This is a genomic window from Azospirillum sp. B4 (assembly GCF_000333275.1).
GTDB lineage: Bacteria > Pseudomonadota > Alphaproteobacteria > Azospirillales > Azospirillaceae > Nitrospirillum.
The window spans coordinates 1-1,520 of record NZ_BACU01000014.1; the positions used below are offsets into that span (position 1 = coordinate 1).

Consider the following 1,520-nt stretch of genomic DNA (forward strand, 5'->3'; position numbering starts at 1 on the left):
ACGAGCCGGGCGAGACGCTGGGCCGTTTCATCCAGCGGGCGGACGAGGCGCTGTACATGGGCAAGCACCAAGGCCGCAACCAGGTTCGGGCCTTCGTGGCGCCGGCCGAGGCGGCTCTTGTGTGAAGTTCCTCAATCGCCGGCGGCCCATCCGGGCCCTTTGGCTTGTCCTCGTTTCGCGGTCCGCTGACGCTCCCCGCAAACTGCGGCGGTCCCAGTCGGGACCTCGTCGCTACGCTCCACGCCCCGGCCGAGAGGCCCGTCGGGCCGCAGGTGGCGCATGATCTGGCGGATGGCGTTCAAGTGCAGCCGGGTGTCTTCCGTGCGTTCCTGGCGTTCCAGGTCCAGGTCGGCGCGGAAGCGTTCCAGCACCGATCCCGCCAGCGCTTCCACGTCATCGCCGGCCACCGCCTCGCGCGTCGCCACGTTAATCTCCTGTCCGCCCGTTACCGTCAGCACCCCGCCGCGCACGGCGCAGGCGCCTGGATGACCGTTGGTATCGCGCCACTGCACGATGGAGATCGCCAGCCGCGTCAGCAGGTCGGCGTGGCCGGGCAGAATCCCGAAGCCGCCGCTGGCGTCCTCGGCCCGCACCGCGCGGACGTCGGCCGCCTCGACGATGACGGCCAGGGGCGTGACGATGCGCAGGTTCATGCCGCCTCCACCGGCTTGCGGGCCGCCGCCTCCTTATCGCGCGCCTCCTCCAGCGTCCCCACCATGTACAGCGAGCTTTCGGCCCAGTCGTCCGTTTCCCCATCAAGGATTGCGCGGCAGCCGGCCAGGGTGTCGGCCAGCGGCACGGTGCGGCCTGGCGTTCCGGTGAACGCCTCGGTCACCAGGAAAGGCTGGGCGAGGAAGCGTTGCAGGCGGCGAGCGCGGGTCACGACCAGACGGTCGCCGCCGCTCAGCTCATCCACGCCCAGCAGGGCGATGATGTCCTGCAGGTCCTTGAAACGGGCCAGGGTTTCGCGCACCCGTTCGGCGATGCGGTAATGCTCCTCCCCCACCACCAACGGGTCCAGCAGGATGGAGGACGAGGCCAGGGGATCGACCGCCGGATAGAAACCCTGTGCCGCCAGGGCGCGCGACAGCATGATGACGCTGTCGGTGTGGCTGGACACGGCGGTGACGGCGGGATCGGTGAAGTCGTCGGCCGGCACGTAGACGGCCTGGATGGCGGTGACGGCGGCACCGGCCACCGATGCGATGCGTTCCTGCAGGGCCGCGACCTCTGTCGCCAGCGTGGGCTGGTAGCCAACGCGCGAGGGCAGGCGGCCCAGCAGGCTGGACAGTTCCGCGCCCGCCTGGACGAAGCGGAAGATGTTGTCCATCAACAGCAGGACGTTGCGGTGCTGCCGGTCGCGGAAATGCTCCGCCATGGTCAGCGCCGTCAGGGGCACGCGCCAGCGGGCGCCCGGCGGCTCGTTCATCTGGCCATAGACCAGCACGGTGCGGGCCAGCACGCCCGACGCCTCCATCTCCGTCCACAGCTCATGTCCTTCGCGCGAGCGTTCGCCGACG

The 1,520-nt window shown here is 70.1% G+C and carries 1 protein-coding gene and 1 pseudogene; both read right to left on the reverse strand.

Annotated features, from left to right (window positions below; genetic code table 11):
* Positions 1 to 131 precede the first annotated feature (131 nt).
* Positions 132 to 653: a F0F1 ATP synthase subunit epsilon gene (locus I55_RS00395; RefSeq protein WP_064742448.1), complete on the reverse strand. Its 522-nt coding sequence runs from the start codon at positions 651 to 653 to the stop codon at positions 132 to 134.
* Positions 650 to 1,520 (reverse strand): annotated as a pseudogene (locus tag I55_RS00400) (F0F1 ATP synthase subunit beta); the annotation flags it as partial. The gene I55_RS00395 and the pseudogene I55_RS00400, both read right to left, overlap by 4 nt.